General features: G+C 70.3%; 19 protein-coding genes and 4 pseudogenes. 11 read left to right on the forward strand and 12 right to left on the reverse strand.

Annotation, left to right across the window (positions count from 1 at the left end):
* Positions 1–15: 15 nt before the first annotated feature.
* Positions 16–747, reverse strand: coding sequence for an oxidoreductase (locus tag BJF85_RS03300; protein WP_075845702.1), 732 nt, complete (start codon positions 745–747; stop codon positions 16–18).
* Positions 744–1,250: a phosphoribosyltransferase gene (locus tag BJF85_RS03305; RefSeq protein ID WP_255375357.1), complete on the reverse strand. Its 507-nt coding sequence runs from the start codon at positions 1,248–1,250 to the stop codon at positions 744–746. The genes BJF85_RS03300 and BJF85_RS03305 overlap by 4 nt, the downstream gene beginning before the upstream one ends.
* Positions 1,251–1,469: 219 nt before the next feature.
* Between BJF85_RS03305 and acs the strand changes: the two genes are divergently transcribed.
* Positions 1,470–3,452: an acetate--CoA ligase gene (acs, locus tag BJF85_RS03310; protein ID WP_075845704.1), complete on the forward strand. Its 1,983-nt coding sequence runs from the start codon at positions 1,470–1,472 to the stop codon at positions 3,450–3,452.
* Between the two features lie 111 nt (positions 3,453–3,563).
* Here the strand turns inward: acs and BJF85_RS03315 are convergent, their stop codons facing one another.
* Both BJF85_RS03315 and BJF85_RS03320 read right to left on the reverse strand, forming a co-directional pair.
* Positions 3,564–4,142: a hypothetical protein gene (locus tag BJF85_RS03315; RefSeq protein ID WP_083665881.1), complete on the reverse strand. Its 579-nt coding sequence runs from the start codon at positions 4,140–4,142 to the stop codon at positions 3,564–3,566.
* A gap of 285 nt (positions 4,143–4,427) precedes the next feature.
* Positions 4,428–5,252 (reverse strand): L,D-transpeptidase, encoded by an 825-nt coding sequence (locus tag BJF85_RS03320; protein WP_139320437.1) that lies wholly within the window; start codon positions 5,250–5,252, stop codon positions 4,428–4,430.
* A gap of 524 nt (positions 5,253–5,776) precedes the next feature.
* On the opposite strand from BJF85_RS03320, the gene BJF85_RS27040 reads away from it, so the two are divergent.
* A complete protein-coding gene (locus BJF85_RS27040) occupies positions 5,777–6,307 on the forward strand; it encodes a DUF6319 family protein (protein WP_222844430.1) in 531 nt (176 codons plus the stop codon).
* Between the two features lie 13 nt (positions 6,308–6,320).
* Here the strand turns inward: BJF85_RS27040 and BJF85_RS03330 are convergent, their stop codons facing one another.
* Positions 6,321–6,797 (reverse strand): OsmC family protein, encoded by a 477-nt coding sequence (locus tag BJF85_RS03330; protein WP_075845706.1) that lies wholly within the window; start codon positions 6,795–6,797, stop codon positions 6,321–6,323.
* A 29-nt stretch (positions 6,798–6,826) separates the two neighbouring features.
* On the opposite strand from BJF85_RS03330, the pseudogene BJF85_RS03335 reads away from it, so the two are divergent.
* A pseudogene (locus BJF85_RS03335) lies at positions 6,827–7,545 on the forward strand (VIT family protein).
* 9 nt (positions 7,546–7,554) lie between these two features.
* Here BJF85_RS03335 and BJF85_RS03340 read toward each other — a convergent pair.
* Positions 7,555–9,062, reverse strand: a pseudogene (locus BJF85_RS03340) (peptide MFS transporter).
* Between the two features lie 196 nt (positions 9,063–9,258).
* Between BJF85_RS03340 and BJF85_RS03345 the strand changes: the two are divergent.
* From BJF85_RS03345 to BJF85_RS03365, 5 genes are all read left to right on the forward strand, one after another.
* A complete protein-coding gene (locus BJF85_RS03345) occupies positions 9,259–9,783 on the forward strand; it encodes a phage holin family protein (protein WP_187346855.1) in 525 nt (174 codons plus the stop codon).
* 33 nt (positions 9,784–9,816) lie between these two features.
* Positions 9,817–10,752: an alpha/beta fold hydrolase gene (locus tag BJF85_RS03350; RefSeq protein WP_075845708.1), complete on the forward strand. Its 936-nt coding sequence runs from the start codon at positions 9,817–9,819 to the stop codon at positions 10,750–10,752.
* Between the two features lie 129 nt (positions 10,753–10,881).
* Positions 10,882–11,601: a TetR/AcrR family transcriptional regulator gene (locus BJF85_RS03355; protein ID WP_075845709.1), complete on the forward strand. Its 720-nt coding sequence runs from the start codon at positions 10,882–10,884 to the stop codon at positions 11,599–11,601.
* Between the two features lie 99 nt (positions 11,602–11,700).
* Positions 11,701–12,717 carry an ABC transporter ATP-binding protein gene (locus tag BJF85_RS03360; RefSeq protein WP_083665883.1) on the forward strand — a complete coding sequence of 339 codons (1,017 nt, stop codon included), beginning with the start codon at positions 11,701–11,703 and terminating at the stop codon, positions 12,715–12,717.
* On the forward strand, positions 12,714–14,393 hold the full coding sequence (locus tag BJF85_RS03365) for an ABC transporter permease (RefSeq protein ID WP_075845710.1): 1,680 nt from the start codon (positions 12,714–12,716) through the stop codon (positions 14,391–14,393). The genes BJF85_RS03360 and BJF85_RS03365 overlap by 4 nt, the downstream gene beginning before the upstream one ends.
* A gap of 49 nt (positions 14,394–14,442) precedes the next feature.
* On the opposite strand, the gene BJF85_RS03370 is transcribed toward BJF85_RS03365, so the two are convergent.
* From BJF85_RS03370 to nth, 6 genes and pseudogenes are all read right to left on the reverse strand, one after another.
* A complete protein-coding gene (locus tag BJF85_RS03370; RefSeq protein WP_075845711.1) occupies positions 14,443–15,303 on the reverse strand; it encodes an alpha/beta fold hydrolase in 861 nt (286 codons plus the stop codon).
* 37 nt (positions 15,304–15,340) lie between these two features.
* On the reverse strand, positions 15,341–16,525 hold the full coding sequence (locus tag BJF85_RS03375; RefSeq protein ID WP_075845735.1) for a MarP family serine protease: 1,185 nt from the start codon (positions 16,523–16,525) through the stop codon (positions 15,341–15,343).
* A 2-nt stretch (positions 16,526–16,527) separates the two neighbouring features.
* On the reverse strand, positions 16,528–17,235 hold the full coding sequence (locus tag BJF85_RS03380) for a CoA pyrophosphatase (RefSeq protein WP_075845712.1): 708 nt from the start codon (positions 17,233–17,235) through the stop codon (positions 16,528–16,530).
* Entirely contained in the window at positions 17,232–17,627 is a 396-nt protein-coding gene (locus tag BJF85_RS31035) for a TlpA family protein disulfide reductase (protein ID WP_369822063.1), read from the reverse strand. Before BJF85_RS31035 ends, BJF85_RS03380 begins: the two co-directional genes overlap by 4 nt.
* Positions 17,624–17,887: a hypothetical protein gene (locus BJF85_RS31040; protein WP_369822064.1), complete on the reverse strand. Its 264-nt coding sequence runs from the start codon at positions 17,885–17,887 to the stop codon at positions 17,624–17,626. The genes BJF85_RS31035 and BJF85_RS31040 overlap by 4 nt, the downstream gene beginning before the upstream one ends.
* Positions 17,884–18,566 (reverse strand): annotated as a pseudogene (gene nth / locus BJF85_RS03390) (endonuclease III). Before nth ends, BJF85_RS31040 begins: the two are co-directional and overlap by 4 nt.
* A gap of 282 nt (positions 18,567–18,848) precedes the next feature.
* Here nth and BJF85_RS03395 point away from each other — a divergent pair.
* The 3 genes and pseudogenes from BJF85_RS03395 to BJF85_RS03405 form a co-directional block, all read left to right on the forward strand.
* A pseudogene (locus tag BJF85_RS03395) lies at positions 18,849–19,076 on the forward strand (hypothetical protein); the annotation flags it as partial.
* 434 nt (positions 19,077–19,510) lie between these two features.
* Complete coding sequence (locus BJF85_RS03400) at positions 19,511–20,185, forward strand: Crp/Fnr family transcriptional regulator (RefSeq protein WP_030532150.1); 675 nt, start codon at positions 19,511–19,513, stop codon at positions 20,183–20,185.
* A gap of 594 nt (positions 20,186–20,779) precedes the next feature.
* A complete protein-coding gene (locus BJF85_RS03405; protein WP_075845713.1) occupies positions 20,780–22,045 on the forward strand; it encodes an MFS transporter in 1,266 nt (421 codons plus the stop codon).
* The last annotated feature ends 60 nt before the right edge of the window (positions 22,046–22,105 follow it).

A 22,105-nucleotide genomic window follows, 5' to 3' on the forward strand; every position in this document is an offset into this window, starting at 1 on the left:
CCCGCGCGCCCCCGTTCAGGCGGCGGCGTCGGCGATGCTCTGCGCCTCGCGGGCGCCGGCCTCGAATGCGGAGCAGCAGAACAACAGCCACTCGCGGATCCCGTCCGCCTCGCCGGACGCAAACGCTTGCGCAGTCTCGACGTACCGCTGCTGCCTGCGGAAACAGGCGACCTCGGGCACGGTGAGCGACTTCGGGTCGAGCCCGGTGGCGACCATGGTCAGCCGGGCGGCCGCCCTGGCCACGACACCGTCGGCGGTACCGAACGCGCCGAGCGCCAGCAGCTCGCCGTGCACGACGGCGGTCACGACGGGACCGGGCGCCTTCGTGCCGCCGGTGACGAGCTGACCGAGCAGTTCGATCCGGGGAGCGGCCGCCGGATCGGGCCGGCCGAGGCTGTCGGGATCCGAGGTCAGGTCGGCGGCCGCGAGCACGTGGATCCGCGCGAGGGCCTGCAGCGGCGCGCGGCGCCACGTCGGCAGCAACGATTCGGTCGCCTTGGCGACCCGCAGCGCACCGGCCAGCACCGGGTCGCTGACCTCGCCCTCGTCGGGGATCTCCGGGTCGACGCCCTCGACGCCGGCCGACGCGCGGGCGGCCCGCACCGACGCCTCGGCGGCCGTCGCCGAACCCTCGCGCAGGTTGACGCCGTAGCGGTGCACCTTGAACACGGCGTCCTGCGCGGCCGCGGCCGCGTCGGCGACACCGTCGAGCTCGACCAACGGGCCGAGCGGATCGGTCTGACTCATGCGTCCAGCACCTGGCCTTCCCTCGTCACCACGGGTGGCTGCGTCGACCAGGGGAAGTTGATCCACTTGTCGGTGCGGTGCCACACGTACTCGCAGGACACGGTCGACGTCGGCTTCTCGTACACCACGGCGCAGCGCACCTCGGCGACCGCGTCGGCGCAGAAGTCGCGCACGAGCTTGAGCGTGGCGCCCGTGTCGGCGACGTCGTCGGCCACCAGGACCTTCGCCCCGGCGAGGTCGACGGCGTTCGGCACCGGCGGGAGCATCACGGGCAGGTCGAGCCGCTCGTCGACACCGGTGTAGAACTCGACGTTCATCACGTGCAGGTTCTTCACGTCCAGGGCATAGCCGAGCGCACCGGCCACGAACAGCCCTCCACGGGCGATGGACAGGATCAGGTCCGGCCGGAACCCGCTGTCGGCCACGGCCACGGCCAGTTCACGGCTCGCCGTGCCGAACAGCTCCCACGTGAGTTCCTCCCGCACCGGTTCACTCTCGACCACCTGATCCATCCTCCCGCTCTCGTGTCGCCCTCCTACCCGGGGAGCATATGCGCCGACCGTTCGTCAGCCGTTCATCGCCCGCTCGCACCGCAACGACCGCGGGCCCTTGTGGCCGGCCGGTGGTCGCTGCAACCTGTGAGCTGCGGTACTAACTTCACAGGCAGGCGCGCGCACGCCACTCACGGGCGCGCGTGAGGCAATGACCAGGAGGCCTTGCACATGACGACAGAGCAGTCGCCGGCACTCGACAACCTGCTTACCGAGAGCCGGAGCTTCCCTCCGCAGCCGGAGTTCGCAGCGGCCGCGAATGCGACCGCGGACTGGTACTCCGAGGCAGACGCCGACCGCGAGGCGTTCTGGGCGAAGCAGGCCGAGCGCCTGCACTGGGACACCCCCTGGACACAGGTCCTGGACTGGTCGAACGCACCGTTCGCGAAGTGGTTCGTCGGCGGAAAACTGAACGTGGCCTACAACTGTGTCGACCGGCACGTCGAGGCCGGCCACGGCGACCAGGTGGCCATCCACTGGGTGGGCGAGCCGGGCGACACCCGCGACATCACCTACGCGCAGCTCAAGGACGACGTCTCCAAGGCCGCGAACGGCCTGCTGTCGCTGGGGGTCACCGCGGGCGACCGGGTCGCGATCCAGTTGCAGATGATCCCCGAGGCGATCGTGGCGATGCTGGCGTGCGCGCGGATCGGCGCGCTGCACAGCGTGGTGTTCGGCGGATTCTCGCCGAGCGCACTGCGGCAGCGGGTGGACGACGCGGACGCGAAGGTGGTCATCACCTCCGACGGGCAGTACCGGCGGGGCAAGGCCGCGCCGATGAAGGCCAACGTCGACGAGGCGCTCGAGGGTGCCGGCAGCGTCGAGAAGATCGTGGTGGTGCGCCGCACCGGCGACGACCTCGAGGGTGACGTCCCGTGGAGCGACGGCCGCGACGTGTGGTGGCACGAGCTCGTCGACGCCCAGCCGGCCGACCACGAGCCGGAGGCGTTCGACTCGGAGCACCCGCTGTACATCCTGTACACCTCGGGTACGACAGGGAAGCCGAAGGGCATCCTGCACACCTCGGGTGGCTACCTGACGCAGGCGGCCTACACCCACAACGCGGTGTTCGACCACAAGCCGGGCCAGGACGTCTACTGGTGCACCGCCGACATCGGCTGGGTCACCGGCCACTCGTACATCGTGTACGGCCCGTTGGCGAACCGGGCGACGCAGGTGGTCTACGAGGGCACGCCGAACACCCCGCACGAGGGCCGGCACTGGGAGATCATCCAGAAGTACAAGGTGTCGATCTACTACACGGCGCCGACGCTGATCCGCACGTTCATGAAGTGGGGCGCCGACATCCCGGCGAAGTACGACCTCTCGTCGCTGCGACTGCTGGGTTCGGTGGGCGAGCCGATCAACCCCGAGGCGTGGATGTGGTTCCGCGAGAACATCGGCGGCGGCAACGCCCCGATCGTCGACACATGGTGGCAGACCGAGACGGGCGCGATCATGATCTCGCCGCTGCCGGGTGTCACCCACGCCAAGCCGGGTTCGGCGCAGCAGCCGCTGCCGGGCATCTCGGCGAAGGTCGTCGACGACACGGCCGCTGAGGTCGGCCGCGGCGGCGGTGGCTACCTGGTGCTGGACAAGCCGTGGCCGTCGATGCTGCGCGGCATCTGGGGCGACGACCAGCGGTTCAAGGACACGTACTGGTCGCGGTTCTCCGAGCAGGGCTTCTACTTCGCCGGTGACGGCGCGAAGTACGACAACGACGGCGACGTGTGGCTGCTCGGCCGCGTGGACGACGTCATGAACGTGTCCGGGCACCGCATCTCGACCACCGAGGTCGAGTCGGCGCTGGTGTCGCACCACACCGTGGCCGAGGCCGCGGTCGTCGGCGCCAGTGACGCGACGACGGGTCAGGGCATCGTGGCGTTCGTGATCCTGCGCGGCGACGCGGCGGAGGCCGGCGACGAGGCGATCCAGGAGCTGCGCAACCACGTGGCCAAGGAGATCGGCCCGATCGCCAAGCCCCGGCAGATCATGGTCGTGCCGGAGCTGCCGAAGACACGCTCGGGCAAGATCATGCGCCGGTTGCTGCGGGACGTCGCCGAGAACCGCGAGGTCGGTGACGTGACGACGCTGGCCGACAGCACCGTGATGGACCAGATCTCGAAGGGCCTGTCGTCCGGCTCGGACGACTGACCGACAACACACAGCGGCCTCCACAGTGGATCGTCCACTGTGGAGGCCGCTGTTTCAGTTGCACCCCGGTTGTTGTTGCTGTCCGGGAGTTGTCGCTACCCGCGGGAGACGTCAGCCGGTGACGTCGAGGTGGCCGGGCTGCGGCTCGGGCGTCGGCGCGGCACCGTCGGGGCCGGCCTGGTCGCCGCCGCCGTCACCGGCACCGTTGTCGTCGCCGTTGTCGCCGCCGCCGTTGCCGTTGTCGCCGCCGTTGTCACCACCGTTGTCGCCGCCGTTGTCACCGTCGCCGTTGCCGTCGTCGTCGGACTCCGAGCAGGTGGCCGAGGCGATGTCGATCGTCTGGCCGGCGATGTCCGACAGGCCCGGCAGGCCCTGCAGCAGCTCGATGCTGACGGCCGTGACCGTGCTGCCTTCCTGCTTGTTCAGCGTCACCTGGGCAACGCCGCCGAGCTGCTCGGGCAGGATCGTGGTGTTGGGCGCGAGGTTCTCGACCGGAACCTCGTTGCCGGCGATGCTCAGCGTGGTGATGTTCGAGCTCAGCGCACCGTTGTCGCAGGTGGCGCTGATGGTGCCGCTGGCCTCGACCAGGGGACCGGCACCCGTGAGGACGCCCAGGTTCGCGACGTCGGCGTGGGCGTAGTTCGGCGAGGCCTCGGCGTTGAGCACCGTGGCGTCGGCGAGCTCCGGCACCTCGGTGCGACGAGCGTCTCGGACGCGTCACCCTCGGCGTACGGGGTCTGCGGGATGTTGATCAGGCCGCTGGCGGAGATGCCGAAGGCCGAGTCCTCGGCCTGCGCCACGGCGGACGGGGCGAACATGACGCCACCGACGAGAGCGGCGGACATGAGGCCGGCGCCGAGCGCGGCAGTCTTCTTCTTGGACAAGGAATTGCCTTTCATGGGTTACCGGTCGTGCTTCGGGTCGGGAAATGGGCGGGGGCCCACACCGATGGGGACCGGCCGCGAGGAGCGAGGGTCAGACGATCTCGACCATCGTTCCGAGCGGCAGTTTGACGAGCTCGTCCAGCGCCTCCTGGGTAACTCTGAGGCAGCCGTCGCTGTCCGCCTGGCCGACGAAGCTCTCGTCGGGCCAGGTGTGAATACCGACGGTGCCGGGGCCACCGCCGTAGGTCTCGTGCGAATCCGAGTGGGAACTCAACGGAAGCACGATGGGGCTGTAGTCGTTCACCTGCTCCTCGATGGAAGCGATGATGTACGCCCGCCCCTTCGGCGTCGGGTGCTCGTCCGACCCGATGCCGATGGTCCATTCGCCGATCTTCTCGCCGTTCTCACGGATCTCGAGCGAGAAGTCGTCACGGTGCACGAGCACCGCGAAGTTGTTGGTGGCCGTCTCGACGGTGGCCTCGTTGACGTGCACCCAACCGCTCGCGCCGTTGGGTCGCGTCGGCAACAGGACGTGCGCCCAGTCGCCGCGCTCCTCGATCACCGGCACCCACGTGGGGGAGCTGATCTGCTTGCGGGGCAGCTTGGCGAACGGGTCGCCGCCGGGCTCGTCGTAGACCGCGATCGCCCGCTTGGGGTGCAGGACCGTGCCGGTGCCGTTCTCGGAGGCCGAGGTGTCGTCGGGCGACGGGTCGGCCGGGGCGTCCTCCAGGGTGCCGAAGGTCGTCGCGTCGGGGAGTTCGCCGAGCTGTTCCTGGGTCAGGGCGACGGGTTGGGCGTTGCCACCCTGGCCGTCACCGGATGCGTCCTCGCCGCCTCCGCAACCGGAGACGAGGAACGCCAGCAGCGCCGCCGTCGTCAGGGACAGCAGCGCACGCGTCGTACTGCGCCTTTCCATCAACCACGTCCTGCAACTAGGCACGCGAGGGTGCGAGATGTGAAGCATTCGGTCGTGCGTCGGTACGCCTCGCGCACCCCCCAGTGCAGCTCTCGCCGCACGGACATGGGGTAACTGTTCGCGCACGAGGCGGATCGCATTGTTATCGGCGTCGAGACGCGCGATCAAACCCGTTGCTTATTTTCGGCAACGGCACTAGCTGCACAAACGTGGCGTTTCCCCAGGACACAGCCCGATCGTGGGATCACTCCATCGAGCTACTGATTTGTCGAATTTGTGCCGCTCGTGCGCCACTGACCTGCTGTTCACCGTGCGTGACATGAGGGTCGCTCGCGTTCGCGATGCGTCCGTCCCCGGATCGCGTGTCACCCCGCCGGGAGACCTGACCCACACTTCGGGGGAAGTTGTTAACGCCGAGCGTCACTGTAGCGAATGTTGACCCGGCTCGACACAGGGTCGAACGAATGTTCTACACTACGGCTGCCACTAGCCCCACTCCGGACGTTCGAGGAGCCACCGCCGCGATGAATCCCGAACCCACCGCCGAGTCGACCGACGAGACCCCCGCCGAGGCCACCGCCCAGTCCGGTGCCACCGGCACGACCGAGACCGGCACGACCGACCCTGGCACGACCGAGGCGCAGTCGGCCACCAGCGCCCAGGACGGCACGTCGACCGAGTCCGCAGCTGCGGAGTCTGCGGAGTCTGCGGAGTCTGCGGAGTCTGCGGAGACCGAGAGCAAGCCCAAGCGCGGCCGTCCGAAGGGCGGCGCGAACGCCCGCAAGACGCGCACCGTCGAGCTCACCCTCACCGTCACCGGCACCGCCGACGGCGAATGGCAGGCCGAGCTCAAGCACGGCAGCAAGTGGGTGACGCGCGGGCTGGCCGTCACCGCCTCGGCCGTGTCGCGTGCCGCCAAGGAGCTGCACGACGAACTGTCCAACCCGATCGACGAGGTCATCAACGCCGCCAAGGAACAGCAGGCGGCGAAGGTCGCCGAACTCGAGGCGCAGCTCGAGGCGGCCAAGAAGCAGCTCGCCGAACTCGAGGGGTGAGTCGGCGCGCCCGTCAACCGGCGGCGACCTCGATACGCGGATCGTGACGCACGGGGAAGTTGACCGACCGGGCGATGAAACAGAACTCGTGGGCGGGCTCGTGCAACGCGCGGGCCCGCTCCACCATGTCGGGGTCGGCGACCGTGACCACGGGACGCAACAGCACCGACGTGAACTCGCCGACGCCGAGCGACTCGGTCATCGTCCCCACCGCCTCGTCGGTGTAGCCGGTGACGACGACGCCGTCCTTCGCGCACTGGGCCAGGTACGACAGCATGTGACACTGCGCCAGCGCCGCCAGCAGCAACTCCTCGGGATTCCACCGCTCGGCGTCCCCGCGGAAGAACGGATCGGCCGACCCGGCCAGGGGCGGTTTGCCCTCGGCGACGACGTCGTGCTCGCGCCCGAACTCGCGATACCCCGACGTGCCCGTCCCCCGGTCGCCCGTCCACAGGACCGTCAACGCGTACGCGTGCTCCCGCTGTCGCATACCTCCTTGATACCGGCCACAGTGGAACAGTGGGCGAAGCGAAGCATCCCGATTCGACGAATCACCGCGACGACAGCCTGGGCGAGCGGACGAACTGGCTGCGCGCCGCGGTGCTGGGCGCCAACGACGGCATCGTGTCGGTGGCCGGCCTCGTCGTCGGTGTCGCCGGCGCGACGACCGACCGCACGGCGATCCTCATCGCGGGCGTCGCCTCGCTCGTCGCGGGTGGACTGTCGATGGCGGGCGGCGAGTACGTCTCGGTGAGCACGCAACGCGACGCCGAGAAGGCGTTGCTACGCGCGGAGAAGTGGGAGCTGGCCGCCATGCCCGCCGAGGAGGAACGCCAGCTCGCCGAGATCTACGAGAGCAAGGGACTCTCGCCGGAACTGGCCGCGCGCGTGGCGCGGGAGCTGACGGACAAGGACCCGCTCGGTGCGCATGCCGACGTCGAACTGCGCATCGACCCCGACCACCTGACCAACCCGTGGCACGCGGCGCTGGCGTCGATGGGCGCGTTCGTCGTGGGTGCGCTGCTGCCGTTGCTGGCGATCGTGCTGCCGGGGCCGGACCTGCGGGTGCCCGCGTGCGCCGCTGCCGTGTTGGCGGGACTGGTCCTGACCGGCGCGACGAGCGCCACCCTCGGCGGCGCCCGCCGACTGCCGGCCGTGCTCCGCAACGTCGCGTCGGCGCACTGACCATGACGGTCACCTACGGCGTGGGCCTCCTCTTCGGCGTGTCCACCGCCTAGGACGAAAGCTCACCGGACGCCGGACATGAGTTTGCGGATGAACGGGGAGAGGGCGGCGATGGTGATGCCGATGGCGATGGTGACCGCGCCGACGGTGCCGAAGTAGGAGCCCTCGCTCTCCGGGGTGTAGTAGCCGGCGAGCGTGCCCGACAACGCGGTGCCGAGCGAGACGGACAGGTAGTTCAGCGCCACCATCTGCGCGAGGAACGCCTTCGGCGCCAGCTTCGTCGACAGCGACAGGCCGACCGGCGACAGGAACATCTCCGCCACGGTGAACATGACGAGGATGCCGACGACGGCCAGCAGCGGACTCGTGTTGCCGGTGCCGCCGGCCATCGGCAGGAAGCACAGGAACGCCACGCCCATCACGCCGGTGCCGATCGCGAACTTCATCGGCGTCGACGGCTGCCGGTCGCCGAGCCGCGCCCACGCCGCGGCGAACACGGGCGCCAGCAGCAGGATGAACGCGGGGTTGATCAGGTTGACCCAGGTCACCGGCATCTCCCAGCCGAACACCTCGCGGTTGAGGCGTTCGTCCGAGTACACCTCGAGCACCGTGAACTGCTGCTGGAACAGCGCGAAGAACGCGGCGCTGGCCACGAACATCGGGATGAACGACAGCACCCGCCTCCGCTCGATGCCGTTGACCTTCGCGCTGGTCAGCAGCATCACGAACAGCACGAGGGCGGCGGTCGCGACGATCCACACGACGACGTCGCCGAGGTTCTCGGCGGTGACCAGACCGGTCAGGACGAGCAGCAGGATCACCGCGACGATGCCGGCGAACACGAGCGCCACCAGCGGCCGACGGGAGACGGGCAGCGGGTTCGGCACGACCCGCGAGGCCGCGCCGAGGTTGGATCGGCCGATCGAGTACTGGATCAGACCGATCGCCATGCCCGCGGCCGCGAGGCCGAAGCCGACGTGGAAGCCGACCGTGTGCTGGAAGAAGCCGGTCAGCGCGGTGCCGACGAGGGCGCCGAGGTTGACGCCCATGTAGAAGATCGTGAATCCGGCGTCGCGCCGATCGTCGCCCTCGCCGTAGAGCGTGCCCAGCACCGCGGTCGCGTTGGCCTTGACGCCGCCGCTGCCGAGCGCGACGCACACCAGGCCGACGCCGATGCCGGCGTAGTCGGGCAGCACGGCCAGCGCGAGGTGGCCGATCATGATCAGCACCGCGCTGTAGAACAGGGTCCGTTCCGGGGCGAGCAGCCGGTCGGCGATCCAGGCCGCGAGGATCGTCGAGAGGTAGACGAGGCCGCCGTAGGCGCCGACGATGCCGAGCGCCGTGCTCTTGTCCATCCCCAGGCCGCCGTCGGCGACCGAGTAGTAGAGGTACAGCGGCAGAATGCCGAGCATCCCGTAGAACGAGAAGCGCTCCCACATCTCGACGCCGAAGAGGTTCGCGAGCCGCGGGGGTGCCCGAAGAACGTCTTCTGGTTCCGCTCGGCTGTCTGCGGGCCGTTCGGCTCGCCGTCAGGATCGGTGTCGACCGGTCCGGTGTGGGTACCCGACATGTTCGATCTTGTCCGTTCGTGCGTAGTTCAACCGGGATGTCCGGCTTTTAAGCCCAACAGGCAACAATACTCCACAGGAGCTACGCAACGTAACCGGACAACGGATTCCATCACCGCGGTCGGGCAAGCCCGCCCCGAAACCGCCCCGACACCGTGCGTGCGCCCATGCGACCGTTACGTCCATCCACATGGCACGATGAGGCCCGTGAGCAGCCCGAAGCATGAACTCAACGACGGCGGCAACAGCGGAGACTGGGTCCCCTATCTCCCGTTGTCGGAGGAAAGCGCGGCCCAGTCCGCCGGCGATGCGTCCATCGGTTCGCTGGTCAAGGACGCGACGCAGCACATGTCGACGCTGTTTCGCGCCGAGCTGGAGCTGGCCAAGACCGAGACCGTCGGCGAGGTCAAGAAGGCGGTCAAGGGCAGCGTCTTCTTCGTGATCGCCGCGGTGATCGCGCTCTACAGCTCGTTCTTCTTCTTTTTCTTCCTCGGCGAACTGCTGTCGGAGTGGCTCCAGCGGTGGGCCGCGTTCGGCATCGTGTTCCTGCTGATGCTGGTGGTCGCCGGCATCGCGGGCTTCCTCGGCTACCGGAAGTTCAAGAAGGTGCGCGCGCCGCAGCGCTCGATCGACAGCCTCAAGGAGTCGGCGAACACGCTGAAGCCGAAGCCCAGGACAGAGGACCCGCTCGCGGCGACCACCGAGTCGCTGCGCCGGTCCTGACGCGCCTGACAACCGAACCGGCACATACCGGAAGTGACCCCGCCCGACCCGTCGACCGTCCGAACTCCCGGGCCGTGGACGCATCGCGACGTGTCGGCGAACGGCATCCTGCTGCACGTGGCCGAGGCTGGCCAGGGCGAACCCGTGTTGCTGCTGCACGGGTTCGGCGGCCTGTGGTGGTCGTGGCATCACCAGCTGCGCCACCTTGCCGACGCCGGATACCGCGTGGTGGCCGTCGACCTCCGCGGATACGGCGACTCGGACAAACCGCCGCGCGGTTACGACGCGTGGACGCTCGCCGGTGACGTCGCCGGGTTGATCCGCGCGCTCGGCGAACGTTCGGCCCACGTCGTCGGCCACGCCTGGGGAGGGCTGCTCGCCTGGTCGGTGGCCGCGATGCGGCCGCGTGTCGTGCGGTCGGTGAGCGTGCTCGGCGCCGCCCATCCACTGGCCCTGCGCACCGCGGTGAGCCGGGTTCCGCTGGGCAGGCGCGGCGCGCAGGCCCGCGCGATGCGGCACCTGCTGCGGTTCCAGGTGCCGATGGCGCCCGAGAAGTGGCTGACCGCCGACGACGCGGCCAACCTCAGCGCCCTGCTGCGGCGCTGGGCCGGGCCGCAGTGGCGCGACACCGACGATTTCGTCGCCACGACCGAGCCGCTGCGCCACGCCATGGGCGTTCCGGGGGTCGCGCACAGCGCGTTGGAGTACTACCGGTGGGCGTTCCGCGCCCAGTTCCGCGGCGAGGGCAGGCGGTTCCGCAAGGACGTCGACACCCGCGTGACGATGCCGGTGCTGCAGCTGCACGGCGAGGCCGATCCGTGCGTCCTGCCGGCGACCGCGCGCGATTCGACGCCGTGGCGCGGTCCGCGGTCGCGGTTCGTGTCGCTGCCCGACGTCGGGCACTTCCCGCATCTCGAGGCGCCCGAGCGCACGTCGGCGGAGCTCGTCGACTTCCTCTCCGGCCTCTGACCGGCCCACCGCCCAAGACCTCTCACACGCGCGTTCCCCCGCGTCCGACAACCCTGCTGACCTGGCATGACCCAGTCGTGTCGCCAATTCACTTGCGTTCGTGGTGAACACGCATTTACCGTGGTTTACATGCGTTCACCACAGGGCGTTCCGGACACCCGGACCCGCATCCTCGAGGCCGCCGTCGACCGGTTCGGCAAGGACGGGTTCGACGCCTCGCTGCGCGCGATCGCGGCCGACGTCGGGGTGAGCGCGCCGGCGATCCTCAAGCACTTCGACTCCAAGGAGGACCTGCGCCGCGCCTGCGACGAATACGTCGTTGACGTGACCCAGCTGTACAAGACCGAGGCCATGCGCTCGGCCGATCTGCGGGCCACGTTCCTGACGCAGATGGCGATGCTGGACGAGTTCCAGCCGCTCATCCGCTACATGGTGCGCAGCCTCATGACCGGCGGCGATGCGGCACGCAACCTCCTGACCGACATGTACGACGAGGCCGAGCGCTGGATGGCCGAGGGCGTCCGCACCGGGATCATGCTGCCCAGCCGGGACGAACGGGCCCGCGTCAAGCTCACCTTCTCGGTCTCGCTCGGCTGGATGCTCCAGTCCGTGCTGATGGCCGACAAGGAGCTCGGCGACCTCGACGCGGCCTTCTGGCGGGAGACCACCCACGAGCTGATGCTGCCGGCCCTCGAGCTGTACACCCAAGGACTGCTGACCGACAGCACCCTGCTCGACACCTACATGGCCGGCAACGAGCCGCTCAGCGACAGCGACCCGCCCGCAGGCCCCGGCACGGACGCCTCCGATACCGCCAGAACCGCTACCGCCGGTTCCGACAGCGCCTGACCCGGCAAGGCCCGACTCACGGGCAGGCGCACATCCACAGACCACGCGAGACGCCTCGCGAACATCACCAGAGACTTCACGTCAGAAAGAAGGTCGACAATGTCGTCCACCGGACCGGCCAGGGGCGAGGCCCCGGCCATCGACATCTCCGGCGTCACCAAGACCTACGGCAAGGTGACCGCCCTCGACAGCCTCGACCTCGAGGTCGCGCGCGGGGAGGTGCACGGCTTCCTGGGGCCCAACGGCGCCGGGAAGTCCACCACGATGCGGATCCTGCTGGGGATCCTGCGCCACGACTCCGGCACCGTGCGCATGCTCGGCGGCGACCCGTGGACGGACGCCGTCGCGCTGCACCGCAGGCTGGCGTACGTGCCCGGCGACGTCGAGCTGTGGCCCAACCTCACCGGCGGGGAGGCCATCGACCTCTTCGGCCGACTGCGGGGCGGGGTCGACACGGCCAAGCGCGACGAGCTCATCGAGCGGTTCGACCTCGACCCGCGCAAGAAGGGCCGGACCTACTCCAAGGGCAACCGGCAGAAGGTCGCGCTGATCTCCGCGCTGGCCTCCGACGTCGACCTGTTGCTGCTCGACGAGCCCACCGCGGGCCTCGACCCGCTGATGGAGGTCGCCTTCCAGGAGTGTGTCCGCGAGGCCAAGGACGCGGGCGTCACGGTGCTGCTGTCCAGCCACATCCTGGCGCAGGTCGAGATCCTCGCCGACCGGATCTCCATCATCCGCAAGGGCACGGTCGTCGAGTCGGGCACGTTGCAGGACCTGCGGCACCTGTCCCGGACGACCGTGACCGTGCTGACCGACAAGCCGCTCGGCGAGCTCGCCCGCCGGCAGGGTGTGCACGACCTGCACTCCGAGGGTCAGCAGACCCGGTTCGAGGTCGACGCCGAGCACCTGCCGGTGATCATGCGCGACCTCGCGGCCCACGACGTGCAGGCCCTGACCGCCACGCCGCCGACGCTGGAGCAGCTGCTGCTCCGGCACTACGGCGACGAACTGGGCGGCGCCGCCGGCAACGGCAACGACGGCAGCCACGGTGCCGGTACCAACGGTTCCGGCACGCTCGACAAGGCCCGCTCGTCCAGGAACGAGGTCGCATCATGACGACCACCACCGAACGCTCCGGTGGCGCCACGGCGCCACCGGAGGCCACCGCCCGCCAGCACGGCTCGCTGACCGGAACCGGGACCCTGCTGCGCTTCATGCTGCGCCGCGACCGCGTGCGCCTGCCGGTCTGGGTGCTCGCGTTGACGGCGCTGTGGGCCTACTTCGCCAACGCGATCGCCGCCGTCATGGACGCCGAGAGCCTGGCCGGGATGGCCACGATGGCCGCCAACCCGGTGATGGCGCTGATCGGCGGGCCCGGTTACGGGTTCGACGACATCACCGTCGCCCGGCTCCTGGCGGGGTTCTACGTCCTGTACCTGATGCTGGGCACCGCGTTCATGTCGATCACGACGCTGTCCCGGCACACGCGGGTCGAGGAGCAGACCGGACGGGCCGAGCTGGTGCGCGCGAACGTGCTCGGCCGGCACTCCCAGCTCACCGCGGCGCTGATCATGGCCACCCTGATGAGCCTGCTGGTCGCCGGGTTGACCGCGCTGGTCACGATGGGGTCGACGATCGAGCCGGCACCCGAGGCGGGACCGTCGCTGCTCATCGGCGCCGGCATCGGCGCGGCGGGTCTGGCGTTCGCCGGCATCGGCGCGATCACCACGCAGCTGTCGGCGTTCTCGCGCGCCGGGTCCGGCATCGCCGGTGCGGTGCTCGGGGCGGCGTTCGTCCTCCGCGGCATCGGCGACATGTCGACCGCGCAGGACGGCGGTCTCAGCTGGCTGTCCTGGCTCTCCCCGCTGGGGTGGTCACAGCAGACGGCGCCGTTCACGCTGGACCGCTGGTGGCCGCTGCTGTTGTCGGTCGCGCTCGCCGTCGCCGGCGCCGCGGTCGGCTACGCCCTGCAGGCGCGGCGGGACCTCGCCGCAGGCGTCCTGCCGGACCGGCTCGGCGCGGCACGTGCGGCCACGTGGCTGAGCAGCCCACTCGCGCTGGCGTACCGGCTGCAGCGTCCGTCGATCATCGGCTGGTCCGTGGCCATGGTGCTCGCCGGCCTCACCTTCGGTGCCTTCGCCGAGCCCATGCGCGAGGGCGCGGCGGACATGCCCGAGGAGATCGTCTCCATCATGGGCGGGGCCGACGGCCTCCTCGAGGGCTACCTGGGCTTCATGGGCATCTACTTCGCCCTGATCATCGCCGCGTACGTGATCGTGTCCGTGCAGTCGCTGCGCGGCGAGGAACAGGGCGTGCGCGCCGAACCGGTCCTCGCCACGGCCGTGAGCCGCACGTCCTGGCTGGGTTCGTGGACCGTGGTCACCGCGGCCGGCGCGCTGTGGTTGCTCGTGCTCGCCGGCATCGCCCAGGGGCTCGGTGCGGTGATCGGCACCGGCGACTGGAGCCTGCTCGGCCCGGTCGTCCTCGGGAACGCGGTGCACGTCGCCGCGGCGTGGCTCTTCCTCGGCCTGGCGATCGCCCTGTACGGACTCGCGCCGCGCCTCGTCGGGCTCGTGTGGATCGTGTTCGTCTACGGCACGGTGCTGAGCCTGTTCGGCGAGATGCTGGAGTTCGACCAGGCGATCCTGGACACCTCGCCGTTCCAGCACGTCGGCCAGCACCCGGCCGAGGACGTCGCGTGGCTCGCGGTGGGCATCCTGACCGGCATCGGCGCCTTGCTCGTCGCCGCGGGAGCCGCCGCGTTCCGCCGCCGGGACCTCACCACCGCCTGAGCAGACACCGCCTGAGCAGACGCCGCCGCGCCGGGCCCCGCCACCGGGGTCACGGCGCGGCGGTGTCGGCGGCGCCGGTGCCGGTCGGGTCGGCGAGGAAGTCGAGCAGGAGGCGGTGGAACACCTCCGGGTTGTCCTGATGGGCCTGGTGGCCGGCGTCGGGGATGACCTCGGAGCGCGCGTCGGGGTCGCGCGCGACCCAGTGCGCCGCCGTCAGCGCGGTCAGCCGGCCGGCGCCGCTGGTGTCCCGCTCGCCGCGCGTGATGAGCTGCCGGACGGTGATGCGGCGTCCGCCGAGGCCGCGGCCCGCGTCACGGGAGGCCTCGACGAGCCACCGGAAGTCGTCCTTGGTCACCCGGTCGACGACGGACCGCACGTAGTCACGCGCCTCCGGCGTGACGGCCGTACCCGTGACCAGCCGGCTACGGATCAGCGACGTCGGTAGCAGCCCGGTGACCAGCCCCGAGACGCGCCACAGCATCGCGGCACGCCTGCGGAGCCGGTCGTCGTCCGGATTGATGCACGGCGCGCCGATCGTGACGAGTCGCGCGACGCGTTCCGGTGCGGTCAAGGCGACGTGCTGGGCGATCATGCCGCCGAGGGGCTGTCCGACGAGGACGGCCGGTGCGGTGTGGCCGGTCGCCTCGAGCACGGCGAGCAGGTCCGCGCTCAGCTCCGCGACCGACGGCCGGTGCGGTCCGCGGGCGCCCGACTCGCCGTGTCCCCGCAGATCCCACGTCAGCACCGGATGACCCGCTCCGACGAGCGGTCCGATCTGGCCGTCGAACATGTGCCGGTCCAGGAAACCGCCGTGGACGAACGCGACCAGGGGGCCGGCCCCGGCGCCGTGGAGGTAGGCCTGCAGCGCCACGCCGCCGCGGGTCACGGTCAGCGGATCACCTGTCGTCATCGACGCATTCTCCTCGCCCGCGCGAGGGATGACCAGTTCAGGACGTGCAGGGGCCGGTGCTGACCTCGCCGCTGTATGCCGGCGCACGCTCGTACTCCTCACGCACCTCGTCGGCGGTGAGGATGAAGCCGGTGTCCGGGTCCTCGACCGACGCGCCGAACACGACGCCGATGACATTGCCCTCGCGGTCGATCATCGGCCCGCCGGAGTTACCGCTGCGGACCTGGCCGCGCACGGTGAACACGTCGCGCACCACGGTGTTGGCGTCGTAGATGTCGGGGCCCTGCAGGTTGATCCGCTGCCGGATGCGCAACGACGACGCGGTGTACGGGCCGTCGAGCGGATAGCCGAGCGCGATGGCGTCGTCACCCTCCACGGCGGACTGCTCGCGCAGGTCCATCGTCGGCGCCTCGAGCCCCGGCACCGAGAGGACGGCGAGGTCGGTACCCGGGTCGTAGTGCACGACCGTGGAGTCGATCCGGCCCTGCGGCGTCTCGACGGCCACCTGGTCGGTGCCGGCGACGACGTGCGCGTTGGTCATCACGCGGTCGGGCGCGACGACGAAACCGCTGCCCTCGAGGGAGCGGGCGCACGTCGAGGCGACGCCGCGGATCTTGAGCACGCTCGGCTGCGCCTCGCGCACCACCTGGCTGGCCGGCAGGTTCTCGTCCGGCGGCGAGATCTCCCGCACCGGAGCCTGCTGGAACGGATCCACAATGGATGGGAATCCGGAGGCGTCGAGAAGTTGCCGCAGCTCGCCGGGCAGTCCCTGCGCGGCGTCGGGCATCAGGTTGTTGACGCCGCCGAGCACGGACGAGTCGTTGATCGCCCTGGCCAGTCCGGGCATCGCGGCGACGCTCGTCAACGGCAGCGCGATCAGCCACGCCACGACGAACACCACGACACCCTGGACGATCGCCCCCAACGTGCTGTCCACACTGGACAACTTGGGTGAACGCACCCGGTTCTTGAGCTGACTGCCCGCCAACACACCCAGGGTTTCGCCGAGTGCCACGAGGAACACCACGGTGCCCACGGCGATCGCCACCCGCGCGGCCGGCTCGTCGAACGAGTCCACCAACATCGGCGCGAGCTCGATACCCAGCAACGCGCCGGCCACGACACCGAGGAATGCGGGCAGCGCGACGAGAACTCCCTGCCGGGCGCCCGACACCGCTGCAAGCAGTGCCAGCACGACCACCAGCACGTCGACCCAGTTCACCGTCACTCCCGGCTCGTTCCACGCTCCATGTGCCGCGCCCACGCTACGTCAAGGTCTCGCACGTCCTTGTCATCCCATGGGCGTTCCCAACCACCGAGTCGGAGTAATGCGGACAAGACGCCCGCCGTGAACCCCCACACGAACAGCTCACCGACCGTGAACGCCGGGCCCTTGAATCGGCCGTCCGGGCTGCGCACCAGGAAGCGGTTGGCGGGATCGGCGAGCTCGGCGACGGGCACGCGTGCCACGGCGGCCGTCTCACCCGGATCGACCGCGTGCACCGGCGACGGCTCCGCCCAGTGGGCCAGCACCGGCGTCACCGCGAACCGCGACACCGGGATGTACAGCCGCGGCAGCAACGCCACGGGCCGGATCCCCGACACCTCGACGCCGGTCTCCTCCTCCGCCTCGCGCAGGGCCGTGCCGATCGGGCCGTCGTCACCCTCCTCGGCGCCGCCGCCGGGAAACGCGACCTGACCCGCGTGCGAGCCGAGCGTGTCGGCGCGGCGCAGCAACAGCACGTCCGGGCCGTGGTCGGCGTGCTCGCCGAACAGCACCAGCACGGACGCGGCGCGCGGGTCCTCGCCGTCCGGGACGGTCAGCCGGGTGAACGCGGCGGCCTCGGTGCCGGCGGTCGCCTCGACGAGCCCGGCCAGCCAGGTCGGCACGTCCGCCGGGTCGACGAGCGGTCCCGTGGTCTCCAGCGTCATCGGCCGCCCTGCCCGGCGCTCTCGGCGGACTCTGCGCCATCCACAGCATCTGCGTCCTCGACAGCATTCACGGCCTCGCGGATCTGCTCCGCGTTGGTGAACAGCCTCGGATCGCGCACGAGCTCCACCCGCCCGTCCGGCGTCACCAGGTACGACGCGGGCAGCGCGCGGGGCACCGACAGCGCCTCGCGCACGGGACCGCTCTCGCCCTCGCCGTCGAACAGGCCGGGCAGGTCGACGTCGAGCTCACGCAGCAGTTCGAGGCCCTCCCGCTCACCGCTGGCGACCTGCACCGTCAGCACGCGCGCGGCGCCCGGCTCGTCGGCGTAGTCGTCGAGCAGCGGCAGTTCCTCGCGGCACGGCTGGCACCACGTCGCCCAAAAGTTGATCACGTCGGGCGGCCGTCCGCGCCGGCGACGTCACCGGCGTCCACGGTCGACCCGTCCTCCAGGCACACCGCCTCGACCCCGCGCAGGTCCCGCGCCGGCACCTCGCCCTCCGGGCACGGCTGCACGTCCACCGCCGCGCGCACCGGGCCGAGGTCCTCGCCCCCGCCCCGCTCGTCGGACGAGTTCACCACCGGCAACAGCGCGGCGAGCGTGGCCAGCGCCAGCACGCCGACCACGAGCGTCCATCGAATCGCCGGGGTCACGACGACGACACCAACGCCAACAGGTGCTCGCGCTCGTCACCCTTGACCAGCGCCGCGGCCTCGTCGAAATCCGTGGGTCCCTCGCCGAAGGCGGGGCAGTCGCGCGCGAGCGGGCACGCGCCGCACGCGGGCTTGCGCGCGTGGCAGATCCGCCTGCCGTGCCAGATGACGCGCTGCGAGAGCATCGTCCAGTCCTTGCGCGGGAACAGGTCCCCGACGGCGAACTCGACCTTGACCGGGTCCTCCTCGGCGGTCCAGCCCCAGCGGCGGACGAGCCGGCCGAAGTGCGTGTCCACCGTGATGCCCGGCAGCCCGAACGCCTCACCCAGCACCACGTTGGCGGTCTTCCTGCCGACCCCGGGCAGCTTGACGAGCTGGTCGAGCTTGTTCGGCACCTCGCCGTCGTGCCGCTCCACCAGCGCCGCGCCCAGCCCGAGCAGCGACGTGGCCTTGTTGCGGTAGAAGCCGGTCGGCCGGATGTACTCCTCCAGCTCGGCGCGGTCGCGCCCGCGTAGTCGGCGGCCGTGCGGTAGCGCGCGAACAGCGCAGGCGTCGTCCGGTTCACCCGCACATCGGTGCACTGCGCCGACAGGATCACGGCCACCAACAGCTCCAGCGGCGTCGTGAAGTCCAGCTCGCACTCGGCGTTTGGATACGCCTCGTCGAGGCAACGCTTCATACGTCGCGCGCGGCGCACCAAGGACAGCCGGCTCTCCTCGGCACGCGAGCGCGCACGGGCAGCACTCTTTCGGGGACTCCCCTTCGGCGGGCGATCGGCCTGCGCGCTTTCAGCCTTTCGGGGGTGGTCCGGAACCGCTGACGACACATCGTTAGCCTACGTGCGGCCTCCGACAGGATGGGCATGCGCTTGATTAGGCTCGGTCCAGGCCGGGTCAGCCGTGAGGCCGAGGAGTTTCCGGACTCGCAGGACGTGCCCCAGACCGCCGGATTATGGAGAGACATGACCGTCTGGTTCGTCATCGCGGTGCCCGTGGCGGTCATGCTGTTCGCACTGGGCATGGAACGCGTCGAAACCCGACTGCAGCACGTGTCCGTGCGCGGCGAGGAGGTCGAGGAGTTCCTCGAGCAGGCCAAGCCCGAGGAGGTGCGAGCCCTCTACGGCCACGGCATCGGCCGCGCGCTCGAGCTGTTCCGCCTCCGGCGGTTCGGTGGTCGCGCCGGCGGCCGGTTCGGCAAGAACCGGCGCGGCAGATCCGGCGCGCAGGCCGACCCGGACGGGTCCGACTCGGCCGCGGGGTCGACAGCGCAGTCGACCCGGTCGCCGGACTGACGCACCCGACCGGGAAGCGGCCCTGTGACCTGCCCGTAGTCGGTTCACCACCCGCTGTGCCCTCGCGACACCCGGGCGGAGGCGGTGGCCGGGGACAGTTACGCCAGGGTTAAACTTTCCGGTCGGAGATCGCCCTTGTACGGTCTCGACGAGCTGTGTCAGGCAGCGCCCAGCGCCGGGTGATGCCGTGTACGTCACCCAGGACGGGGGACCACTACGGCGCATCGGCGAGCCGGGAAGCGATCTTGAGGGCACGCCCTACACTGCACGTAGTGACCGGCGCCACGCTCCCGCCGATGGGTGCGATGGTCGCTTCTCAAAGGAGGCACGAGGTGGACGAGACCCTGGCCAGGGCGGGCATTTTCCAGGGCGTTGAGCCGGCTGCGGCCGAAGCGCTCGCGCAGACCCTGGAGACCGTGGACTTTCCGCGTGGCCACGTGATCTTCAACGAGGGCGAGCCCGGCGACAAGCTGTACATCATCAAGTCGGGCAAGGTGAAGATCGGCCGCAAGTCGGCCGACGGCCGGGAGAACCTCTTCCAGATCATGGGCCCGTCGGACATGTTCGGCGAGCTGTCGATCTTCGATCCGGGGCCGCGCACCTCGACGGCGACCACCGTCACCGAGGTCAGCACCGTGACGATGGACCGCTCCGCCCTGCGGCAGTGGATCTCCACGCGCCCCGAGATTGCCGAGCAGCTGCTCCGCGTCGTCGCCCGCAGGCTGCGCCGCACGAACAACATGGTCGCGGAACTGATCTTCACCGACGTTCCTGGCCGTGTGGCGCGTGCGCTGCTGCAGCTGGCGCAGCGCTTCGGCAGCCAGGAGGCCGGTCTGCTGCGGGTCACCCACGACCTGACGCAGGAGGAGATCGCCCAGTTCGTCGGCGCCTCGCGCGAGACGGTCAACAAGGCGCTCGCCGACTTCGCCCACCGCGGCTGGCTGCGCCTCGAGGGCAAGAGCGTGCTGATCCTCGACCCGGAGCGGCTCGCGCGACGCGCCCGCTGACCAGGGATTCGACCAGCCGCACCGGCGGACGGCGCATACTCGGTACATGAGTCGTTCGCAGATGCACACCCGCGACACGCAGACATGACAAAGGGCCGGGCGCCACCCCCGACGTGGCGCACCGGCCCTTTGCCTGTGCGTGGACCATCCCCCGACAGCCCACGCTCCCCGCCCTCCGGTTGAAAGGCCCCGACCCGAAACCCGGAGGGAGACTGTGGCCGCAGCTGCGAGCAGCTGCTGGTATCCAGTTTATGCAGTTGGCGACCCTGTGCGGGCGCTGTCTCGACCTCGTCCAAGCAATGGACTTAGCCTCGAGCCGACGTCTCCGCCGTCATGGGTGGGACTCGTGATTTCGAGCCTCATGACGCGAGACTCGCCGACTGATTCAACGATCGCACGACCCCCACCCTGCTGTTCAAGGGTCTTCACCCTCAAGGACGCTCAAGGGCGGCGATAGATGCCCGAAATCGCTGTTCTGTTACCCAACCGAGATATGGATACCCGGATCGGGCGGCTTATGCACCTGATTTTCGGGGTGACCGGTTGGACCCGGTCCAGACAGCAGTCTGGTACGGGCGTGCCATACTGGTACGCGTGTCCCACTCCGAACGGGAGAGCCGTCCCGAATCCCACGGCCGCACATCGCTGGCCGACTACCGCCGCGCGCTGACCACACCGCGTTCGCGCAGGCCGGCGGTGGCGTCGATCTTCGCCAGGCTGCCGATCGCGATGATCGGCATCGCCGCGCTGCTCTACGTCCAGCACGAGACGGGCACCTTCGCGGTGGCCGGTCTGGTGTCGGCCGCAGTGCTCGTCGGCGTCGCGTTCGGCTCGGTCGTGCAGGGGCGGATCATCGACCGCTTCGGGCCGACACGCCCACTTCTGGTGGTCACCGCATTGTTCGTGGCCGCGCTGACACTCCTCGTCGTCACCATCGAGCTGCATGCACCCGTTCCGGTGATGATCGCGTGCGGTGTCGCGCTGGGCCTGTTCCAGCCCGCAACCGGATCGGCGTCGCGTGCCCTGTGGGCCAGGCTCGTGCCCGCGGGACCGGCGCGCGAGGCCGCCTTCTCGTACGAGGCCATCAGCATGGAGACGTTCTTCATCCTGGGCCCGGGCCTGGCGGGGCTGCTCATCGCGCTGCCGTGGCCGGGCACGGGTCTCGTGATCGGCGGCGTGTGCATGGCGGTCGGCTCGGTCGTGTTCGCGCTCAGCCCCGCGGTGCGCGAGTGGGGGCCGAACCGGCAGGCCGGGACGTCGATGCTGGGCGCGCTCGCCAGCCCCGGGATGCGCACCCTCGCCGTGGCGGTGCTGGGCTTCGGGGTCGTGATCGGCTTTGTCGAGGTCGCGGTGCCCGCCGCGGCCGACGCGGAGGGCAACGTGGCGCTCGGCGGACTGTTGCTGTCGCTGTGGTCGGTGAGCTCGGTGGCGTTCGGCGTGGCCTACAGCCTCCGGCCCTGGCCGCGGACGTTGCCGGTGCGGGTGCCGACGTTGCTGGCGGCGTTCGGCCTGCTGGTGGGGTTCATGGCGTGGCCGTCGACGTTGTGGGGCCTGGCGCTGGCGATGCTGGCCGCGGGCGCGGTGATCACACCGCAGTCGACGACCCACTCGACGACGATCGAGGTCACCGCGCCCAAGGACACGGCCGCCGAGGCGTTCGCGTGGGTGTTGACGTCGGTGACGCTGGGCATCGCGTTCGGCCAGTCGGTGAGCGGCTACCTCGTGGAGCACGCGGGTCCGCCCGCCGCGTTCCTCGCCGCGGGCGCCATCGCCGTCGTGTTGGCGGCCGGCGTGGCCCTCTTCCGCCGCACCATCCGCCCCCACACCCCCACCCGGGAGGACACCCTCGTCAACGCCTGACGGGGGAAGCTCCCGAGGGCCCATGGTTGCGTTCAACGCGACTATGGGGCCTCGGGAGCA

The sequence above is a fragment of the Saccharomonospora sp. CUA-673 genome, from assembly GCF_001942305.1.
Lineage (GTDB): Bacteria > Actinomycetota > Actinomycetes > Mycobacteriales > Pseudonocardiaceae > Prauserella.

Excerpts from the sequence above, each read along its gene's own strand:
- BJF85_RS03300 (WP_075845702.1), bottom strand. The coding sequence starts at position 747 with ATGAGTCAGACCGATCCGCTCGGCCCGTTGGTCGAGCTCGACGGTGTC.
- acs (WP_075845704.1), top strand. The coding sequence starts at position 1,470 with ATGACGACAGAGCAGTCGCCGGCACTCGACAACCTGCTTACCGAGAGC.
- BJF85_RS03320 (WP_139320437.1), bottom strand. The coding sequence starts at position 5,252 with ATGGAAAGGCGCAGTACGACGCGTGCGCTGCTGTCCCTGACGACGGCG.
- BJF85_RS27040 (WP_222844430.1), top strand. The coding sequence starts at position 5,777 with ATGAATCCCGAACCCACCGCCGAGTCGACCGACGAGACCCCCGCCGAG.
- BJF85_RS03330 (WP_075845706.1), bottom strand. The coding sequence starts at position 6,797 with ATGCGACAGCGGGAGCACGCGTACGCGTTGACGGTCCTGTGGACGGGC.
- BJF85_RS03345 (WP_187346855.1), top strand. The coding sequence starts at position 9,259 with ATGAGGCCCGTGAGCAGCCCGAAGCATGAACTCAACGACGGCGGCAAC.
- BJF85_RS03355 (WP_075845709.1), top strand. The coding sequence starts at position 10,882 with ATGCGTTCACCACAGGGCGTTCCGGACACCCGGACCCGCATCCTCGAG.
- BJF85_RS03360 (WP_083665883.1), top strand. The coding sequence starts at position 11,701 with ATGTCGTCCACCGGACCGGCCAGGGGCGAGGCCCCGGCCATCGACATC.
- BJF85_RS03365 (WP_075845710.1), top strand. The coding sequence starts at position 12,714 with ATGACGACCACCACCGAACGCTCCGGTGGCGCCACGGCGCCACCGGAG.
- BJF85_RS03370 (WP_075845711.1), bottom strand. The coding sequence starts at position 15,303 with ATGACGACAGGTGATCCGCTGACCGTGACCCGCGGCGGCGTGGCGCTG.
- BJF85_RS03380 (WP_075845712.1), bottom strand. The coding sequence starts at position 17,235 with ATGACGCTGGAGACCACGGGACCGCTCGTCGACCCGGCGGACGTGCCG.